Genomic DNA, 7,706 nt, shown 5'->3' on the forward strand with positions numbered 1-7,706 from the left:
CTGATAGAAACAGAAGCCACTGGAGCACCTCAAAAACACCATCATACACTAAATCAGTAAGTTGGCAGCATCACCGGTGTTACGCACATTATCTTTTCGATAGTGTTTGCTGTCGGTTATTGTGTGGTCGCTGAAGTATTTCCAAAAATTAAACTCTGGCAGGGCTTACTGGCAGGTGCTTTAGCCCAACTTTTTGTTCATATGATTTCATTCCCTCTCATGGGACTGACGCCACCTCTGTTTGATCTCCCGTGGTATGAGAATCTTTCTGAAATTTTTGGACATTTAGTCTGGTTCTGGTCTATTGAAATTATTCGCAGAGATTTACGAAACAGAATTACTCATGAGCCAGACCCTGAGATCCCTTTAGGCTCAAACAGATAATGCATTGAATGATAAAAATGGCGCAAATACAGCGCCATTTTTATAGGTTAAAAACATTGCTTTTTATATTCTGATTCAGATAGTCAGTGAGTATATCGCGCTACTTCAGGATGATGTAGATCCGAAGAACGCTACAGAAGAGAGGCATTGTTGCTGGCAAATAGAAGAAGTATCGGGTTTTGTTACCCCTGAAAAACGAAGCCCCGCTATTATCGCTGGCGGGGCAGTGCAATTAATTATTGTATGTTTATAACGGTGTCAGCCCGTATTTAGCCCTTGCACGATTGCAAGCCTCATTAACGACTCCGTTCTCACCAGACATGGCGAATTCTCTGCATGTGGACGATCGATTTTTATATATCGTGCAGCAGGCATTTTTGCCCGGGGTTCCTGCAAGGGCAATACATCGGGGGTTTTTCTGATTGGTACCGCTCATGCATCGGTGAAAAGGGGATATTTGTTCAGTGAGCCTGGCGGGAATAGTGCCGCCAGCATCGTCGGCTTCGGCCCAGTAAAAAGAGACGCGGAAAAATGCACAACAGGCACCACACGTCATGCATGGATTCAGATTGCTCATAATTCACCAGTACAGCTAAAAATCGTAAAGAGAACAGCGGTACATCGTATGTAAGAACGTACCGCGGTTGGCTGGGGAACTTTCGATAGTGTGAGTATTGAATGATTTCCAGCCGTTACCGATTTTACGTACTAATTCGTGATTAAACCACTCGTTAGCAGGCTGCCTGATACCTTTCCGTGTCTCCTGAACACTATGGTGTGCATATGAGAAAGCCCATCGTTACAGGTGATATTGACGATCGCTTCCACATCATTTAAACGATTTTTGGGGCTCTGAGGTGGAATTCTTCCCTCGACCGATGGATAAGTCTTAGTCCGCCGAAGGGGGCTTAGCCGGACAGGAATCGCTAATCTTAATGAATTTGTCGTTATAGACCAGATAATGATTCCCCGGCTGACGTAACTCAGGTTGATGAACCACGTCTCCCGGACGTAGATACCAGGCATCGCCTTCCTCTTCGGTCGAATCACATCCTGGCTTAATCAGTAGCTTAAACCATGTGTTGCCAGTGTTACTTACCGTTCCTGTCACCTTGTCGAAGGACCATTTAAACTGAACCTGACGTGGTCGTACTACCAGAATGGTATCCATCACCACCACCGGATCCGTGCTGACCTCGCCGCCGGTTGGGCTGCGTCTTGTCTGGTTACGAGTGGGGACCTCGCGAAATGAGACCCGGTAGTAGCGCTCGCGGTTATCCTGTGGACCATGATAGTAAAATTTAAAATACTCGCTCTCACCAGCCTGCAACGCCAGCTGGCGGGGGGCGAAAAGCAGTTCACCATCCACCGGTCGGGTGCGCAATTCACTGCTGCCCGGGCTATCAATAGCACTGATGGCAATACGGTATATCCGTGCGCTTTTGTTGTTATTCACTACACGTTTGCTGACAAAGTCAGTCTCGGACGGCAGCGAAAATGTCAGATTGCCGACCGAAATCGCCTGTGTCAAAGGTGCCGCCAGCATACAGACCGCTGTCAGCAGGGCCTTAGTTAATGTTACGCCACGTCGCCTGAACATGAATCTCTCCTGAAGCGCTGACTTCGCCAAACCAGCCGTTATCATCTACCGTACGCAGCGAAATGGCGTTATCCATTGGAATCGAAAATTTGACTGTGGTCTTATCCATCTGCCCCACTTCGCCAGAGATATCAGTCCACGGTGTGGTCAACCACAGCGCATCGGTCATATCCCGCCAGCTATCATCGCACCCGGCATCGTAGGTTTTTGTAGCTCCGTTGCGGGTAATAAAGGAAAGTGTCGCCGGGAACGGTACTTTCGCCTTACCGTCATCGGAGCTGAAGACACAATAGGAGCGCCCGCCAATCACCTGCGCGGGTCCGGTCACCTTGATCAGCACTTCGTCGGCAGCTGTTTTACCGCTGGTGGTTACGATATAGCCGAAATCGAGTGCCGACTCGCCGCTGCCAACATATCCCTCCCGCGACGGTGTCTGAGTATATTCATCGGAGATAATACTGATGCTGAAATCACGGGGTTTGATAATCAGCGTGTTGGAGGTAGAAAATTCATACCAGCCAGACTCCGGTGATGTGGTGTTCTGAAAGCGAAAGTTGAATAGATCTTTGGTGTTGATATCGCTGATCCCGAGGTTCACCATCTGCTTAAAGAAGTTGCTCGAGAAGAAAACATAGATCGAGTCTGCGCTCTTCATCTCGTTGAAGGTGTAGTAATAGGCGGTATTGCTCACCGGTTTCCATGAACTGCCATTCAGACTGAACTGCATATCGTACGCCCCGACGGCCGAGGCTAACGACGAGTTGGCGATCGCCGGGAATATATGGATTGAGGTGTTGCTGAGTCCGTTTGTTTGCAGGGTATAGTTAACCATCTTACAACTTAATCCTGAACGGCTGCCGATGGTTTGCGTCCGGCAGTCGGCGTTCCCTTCGCCCAGAGTCGGTACTCCGTCGCTGTTGATAAATACTTCCGCCAGCGAGTGGGTATTTATCAACCGTAGATTTGCTGCTTTCGTATGGGTGACGTTGCGAACATACCAGTTGCCGGAGGCCTGATCCTTACAGCGTGCGCCGCTGCTGGCGTCATAGTTCACAGAGGTCTGGCAGGCATTGATGGTCATTGTAAAGCTGCTGCCGACGGGCATTTGTTGCATATACTGGTAAAACGCGTCTGACAACATGCCGTGCATCCACTTCGCGCCGCCGCTGGTCACCGTCGCGCCATAAAATCCACTGGCGTCGGTGGTTTGCGGCAGGATAAGACTGGTGGTCATATTACACCCAGCGTACCAGTTGATGCAGCGCAAGCCAGTTAAAGGAGATGAAACTGGTGAATTTTCCAGCCACATATCAAACTTCCAGTTGGTATAAAGGCCGGTGTTGTAACCGTTATCAATGTAGCCGAGGCTTTGCTGATAGATGGTTCCTGAACCAGTGTATTTTAAACCGGTCCAGCGGTTGGCACCGGTCAGGCGCGGATCCAGCGCCCCGCCAGGAGTGACGAAAAAATTGTCGTCTGAGTTGTTTTCGACAAACACAAACTCGCGTGCCGGTGCATCCGCCCAGGTTGTTTTGCTCACTGCCGCTCTGAGCGCAGTTACTGGCCAGATTAGCGCGAAAATTATCATTGTTATTAGTAGGTTAACTCTCATTCTCTTCTCCTGTCTGCGTCACCGCCGCCCACGATGAGAGGCCGCTGCAGACCACATCACCGACCCAGACGGCACCGCGCACCTGGTTGAGTTCCAGAGCCACTTCGCAGGTTTTATTGCCACTGTAGCGAAAATCGATAGTGGGGTATTTCTTATCCACGTCCATGACAAACTCGCCGTTTTCATCGGTTCGGGTTCGGCCGATATGGTTGTTAATCCGTGCGTTAGCCAGCAGTGTGCCGTCTTCCGCACGGATACGACCGGAGACGGTAACCATCTGCTTCACCTCTGGCTCAATGACAGCGACATTGCCTGGATAGAGAGTCAGACGACTTTTGCGGCCGCTGACGATATCGTAACTGTCGAGTGAGTTTTTGCTGTTCTGTAACTCCACCTCATATCTTCCATAGGGAGAGAGCGGGAGATAGTTACGCTTGCCGTTAAGCGGGAAAATCCGCCCGTTGATTTTGGCGCTGATCTGACCGTCGTCCTCCAGCCCGGTGTTGAATATCACCCCAGCGTTGCCATCAGTCCGCCCGCTGGCAGCAATGTTTTTACCCTGCCAGCCGACGCTGCCATTGGCGGTCAAGTTGGTATTGACGTAGCCGTCCGCCGCGCTATTGACGTTCAGCGTTCCGCTGGCGTAACGAGCGTCGAATTGTGCATACGCCCCGCCGCTGAGGGTTTTGTCATCACCGGTATCGCCGGAGATGGCACGTGACAGATTGGCACCAACAGTGCGAATGGTTCCTTCATCAAACTGTTTGCGTGCTGACAGGTTTGCCATGGTGTAGCCGTTTTGATGAGTCATCCCTGCGCTAAACCAGTTGCCCAGTGGTAGCGAGAGATCGAGAGCGATATATTTTCCTGTATTGGCGTTGCTGTCGCCGTTGTTATAGCGCTGAATACCGGCCCGCAGGCCAAGCGAACCAAAGGTACCGCTGTAGACATTTTGATAGTAATCTGCCGTGTAATAATGGCTGTTGTAACGGCGGTCATCATTGTAGCTGATGCTGAATGTGCCCAGCTTCGACCACAGTGAGTTCAGGTTGAGTGTGCCGCCGATTGCACGGTTGTCGGCATCGCTACGTCGCAATTGATTGCCAATGCGGGTTTTTTCCTGATTAACCCACAGCGAACTAAAGCCTCCCGGTAGAGTGGCGCTGATGCTGCCGATGCTGCTCCATGAGCTGTCACTGGCCAGCATATTTTGCAGGTTAACGTTGATCGCCCCCCCAAGCGGCAGCGTCAGACGGGTTTCACCCACCGCCTGATTATCGTATCCATATCCCGTTGCCGCCCAGCTAAGCGTACTCAATGAGCCGGAGGTCGAGGCACCTGCTAGCCAACTCTCTTTAGCTGGTCGCGTCTTTTTCCCGTTTTCCGACCAGCGATCCATATGAAAGCTACCGCCCCATACCTGCCACGCCAGTGGTGCACCGACGCCGCGCCCCCGGCTAAACAGCTTATTGACCCGCTGGGTGCGTTTGCTGATCACGCGACCGTTAACGATCACCTCAACTTCCACATCGTAAATCCCGTACGGTAGACCCCGGGTATCCACTTCATGATTGCCCATAGTGAAGTTCTGAACGCTTAGTAGCCGCCCATCACGGGTGAGATGTACTTCGCCCGCCGCCGGTAAAAAGGCGATCACTGGCGTGGCTGACTGGCTGCTGTCGAAGATGGTGGAGCTGGCCTGGTTTCCCCAGGAAAGGCCGTAAATCTTCCCTGCTGAAATGGCGGTCATCGGCCCTAAGGACTGCAAGTTCCAGGTGTCGAGCATTCCACCGGCAAATCGGTGACCGGCAAAATCGCGTTCATACATCGCTTTATATAATTCACTGTCCTGTTGACCGCTACCGATCCCGTACAGCGAGCCGTCGAGCACCACATGATGTTCGCGCAGTGCAGTAACGTTATTCAGCGACAGATAGCTGGATGTGTTGCTCCCGCCGTTACGCAACTGGTTGTTATAGACGCCCAAGTTATAGCTCAGATTACTGCTGAGGGTGTTAACACTGGACTGCCCGATGTCTTCGCTACGTGAGCGTAGTACGGTGCCCAGCGCTTCGCGCTTGACCACTAGCTGCAGCAGCAGTTGGCGCAAGCTGAGATCCAGCTGCGCGTTGTCAGTCAGGGGGATGGTAAGGGCCTCATTGAACGGGGCGTTGGCCAGAGCCATCAGCTGCTGTCGAGTTTGTTCGCTGACACTGGCGTTATCTTCACTCTCTTCCAGCTGTATTTTCCGGATGCGTAGCTGTCCATCGTCCAGCCAGATAAAAGCGCTGCCGATTCGCTGATCGTCCTGGCGACCCTGGCTACCGGCGAGATGAATATAGAGCGGGACGCTCATGCCGTCCTGAAGCGCCTGACTGAAGGCCTGCGGAATAATCACCCCACCTATTTGCTGCGCACTTATGTCAGCAGCGCTGGCATCGGGCTGAACGAACAAAAAGACCATGCCGAAGGCAAACTGGGCTTTCAGTCCTGGGGAGAACCGTCGTAAAGGCATTGTCGTTATCCATCTGCACAGCTATCTATTTCACGGGAATGAACTTATCACCCTGCCAAAGTGCAACCCGTCCTTTGTTATCCGCCGTGTCCACGCGGGTAAAACGACGCGACTTGCCCGGCATCAGGTAGTAATTCTCTTTACACTCTTTACCATTGGCGGCTTTCAGGCAGGGGCCGTAGGCGAGGATCCGCAGCGTCGCATTTCCTGTATTTGTCAGGGAGCCGTTGGCGTACTGAAAGTGGTAGTTTGCCTGGCGGGGTGCGACGACCAGAATGGTGCCGATGCGGGCGGAAGCAGTGGCCACAGCGCTGCGGTTGGCATTATCGCGCTGTGCATCACTGAGGGCCTGATCAAACCAGACAATGCGGTAGTAGCGCTCTTTTTCATCTGCGGGTCCCTTATAGAAGAAGCGGATCACTTCGCTGGCTTGGGCGGGTAGCAGCAAGCTGGCGGGAGTGAGTAGCAACTCATCCGGCTTGTCCATTGAGATAACCTGCCCGTCGTCAAGCGGTGAAGAGAGCCGTTCGAGACGGATATTGATAAGGCGACCACTGTCGGTACTGTTTTTGATCGTTTTGCTCAGCGTGCTGCTGTCACTGTTCATAAACGATGATATATCGCCGACATCCAGCGCCTGGGCCGGAGATATTCCGGAAAACAGCAGAGCGAGAGGCAGAAGGTGCTTTTTCATAACAATTCCGTCCAGGAATAAAGCAGGGGGGCTACCCCTGCTGGTACATCAGAGAGATTAACTGGTCCAGGTCGCGTCGAACTGTACGCTAACGTCGCCGCTCCAGATGCCTTCCGGTAGAGTGCTGTAATCTGTTACTGCGGTGGTACCATTGGTGGTACCGCTGATGATGGAGAAGGTGAAACCATCCTGTGCGGTGGTACGATTGCTGGCATTGTAACCGTTAGCCAGCGGGCTAAGGTTGCCGCCCAGTACGCCGTTGGCGGTATCGATCATCACGGTATCGCCAGTTTTTTCGACTGCCGCGCCGTTATAATCCACGCCCACATTCAGTGTGGAACCTGAGGTATCCAACTGGGTTAATGTGTTGGTGATAAGACGTGAGGTCAGTTTAAAGGCGGTAGCCGTTGAGTCACCCTCGATAGCCACGTCAAATAGACCTTTCTGTGAGTTAAAACCTTTAATGCCTTCGGCATACTGGAACGCCAGGCTACCGAGTGGCGTCACAACCAGCTTACTGGTGGTGTCTTTTTTGGCTGTTGCCTACCAGGTCGCTACAGCCTGAGCTGTTACGTCAGCAGCCTGCGCCACACCCATGCCGGTAAACACCGTTACCAGAGCTATTGCCAGAACCTTTTTTTCATTGCATTTCTTCCCGAGTTGAATTGAGGACGTGATGTCCCAGTGAGTCATTTTTTAAAACTAACTTGCCTGGAGTTTACTGAACCAACTTATATATTTTTGAGTACAGCTTGGCCTCAGCATTACGCCGATGGGTATACACTGTCTTCACACTACAATTTTCAATTCTGGCAATCGATTTAGGGGTAATGACTCCAACTTATTGATAGTGTTTTATGTTCAGATAATGCCCGATGACTTTGTCATGCAGCTCCACCGA

At 51.7% G+C, this 7,706-nt stretch carries 6 protein-coding genes and 3 pseudogenes; 1 reads left to right on the top strand and 8 read right to left on the bottom strand.

Annotated elements, in window-relative coordinates:
* Window positions 1–75 precede the first annotated feature (75 nt).
* A pseudogene (locus tag RTW80_RS21600) lies at window positions 76–384 on the top strand (DUF1440 domain-containing protein); the annotation flags it as partial.
* Window positions 385–631: 247 nt separating this feature from the next.
* Here RTW80_RS21600 and RTW80_RS21605 read toward each other — a convergent pair.
* The 8 genes and pseudogenes from RTW80_RS21605 to RTW80_RS31615 all read right to left on the bottom strand — a co-directional run.
* Window positions 632–961 (bottom strand): YkgJ family cysteine cluster protein, encoded by a 330-nt coding sequence (locus RTW80_RS21605; protein ID WP_001303809.1) that lies wholly within the window; start codon window positions 959–961, stop codon window positions 632–634.
* 312 nt (window positions 962–1,273) lie between these two features.
* Window positions 1,274–1,984, bottom strand: a complete 711-nt coding sequence (gene ecpE / locus RTW80_RS21610; protein WP_001741242.1) for a fimbrial chaperone EcpE — start codon at window positions 1,982–1,984, stop codon at window positions 1,274–1,276.
* Window positions 1,953–3,596: a fimbrial adhesin EcpD gene (ecpD, locus tag RTW80_RS21615; RefSeq protein ID WP_001310578.1), complete on the bottom strand. Its 1,644-nt coding sequence runs from the start codon at window positions 3,594–3,596 to the stop codon at window positions 1,953–1,955. The genes ecpE and ecpD overlap by 32 nt, the downstream gene beginning before the upstream one ends.
* Window positions 3,586–6,111, bottom strand: a complete 2,526-nt coding sequence (gene ecpC, locus RTW80_RS21620) for a fimbrial usher EcpC (protein WP_032265390.1) — start codon at window positions 6,109–6,111, stop codon at window positions 3,586–3,588. Before ecpC ends, ecpD begins: the two co-directional genes overlap by 11 nt.
* Window positions 6,112–6,136: 25 nt before the next feature.
* The gene (gene ecpB / locus RTW80_RS21625; RefSeq protein WP_000716398.1) at window positions 6,137–6,805 is read right to left on the bottom strand and encodes a fimbrial chaperone EcpB; all 669 of its coding nucleotides are present in this window, start codon (window positions 6,803–6,805) and stop codon (window positions 6,137–6,139) included.
* A gap of 57 nt (window positions 6,806–6,862) precedes the next feature.
* A pseudogene (ecpA, locus tag RTW80_RS21630) lies at window positions 6,863–7,498 on the bottom strand (common pilus major fimbrillin subunit EcpA).
* Between the two features lie 25 nt (window positions 7,499–7,523).
* A pseudogene (locus tag RTW80_RS21635) lies at window positions 7,524–7,631 on the bottom strand (helix-turn-helix transcriptional regulator); the annotation flags it as partial.
* A 15-nt stretch (window positions 7,632–7,646) separates the two neighbouring features.
* On the bottom strand, window positions 7,647–7,706 hold a 60-nt coding region (locus RTW80_RS31615; protein ID WP_071528444.1), incomplete at its 5' end, for an IS1 family transposase.

This window comes from Escherichia sp. AM3 (genome assembly GCF_032029835.1).
Classification (GTDB): Bacteria; Pseudomonadota; Gammaproteobacteria; order Enterobacterales; family Enterobacteriaceae; genus Escherichia; species Escherichia coli.

Bases quoted from the DNA above. Each gene is read 5' to 3' on its own strand.
- RTW80_RS21605 (WP_001303809.1), bottom strand. From the start codon at position 961: ATGAGCAATCTGAATCCATGCATGACGTGTGGTGCCTGTTGTGCATTT.
- ecpE (WP_001741242.1), bottom strand. From the start codon at position 1,984: ATGTTCAGGCGACGTGGCGTAACATTAACTAAGGCCCTGCTGACAGCG.
- ecpD (WP_001310578.1), bottom strand. From the start codon at position 3,596: ATGAGAGTTAACCTACTAATAACAATGATAATTTTCGCGCTAATCTGG.
- ecpC (WP_032265390.1), bottom strand. From the start codon at position 6,111: ATGCCTTTACGACGGTTCTCCCCAGGACTGAAAGCCCAGTTTGCCTTC.
- ecpB (WP_000716398.1), bottom strand. From the start codon at position 6,805: ATGAAAAAGCACCTTCTGCCTCTCGCTCTGCTGTTTTCCGGAATATCT.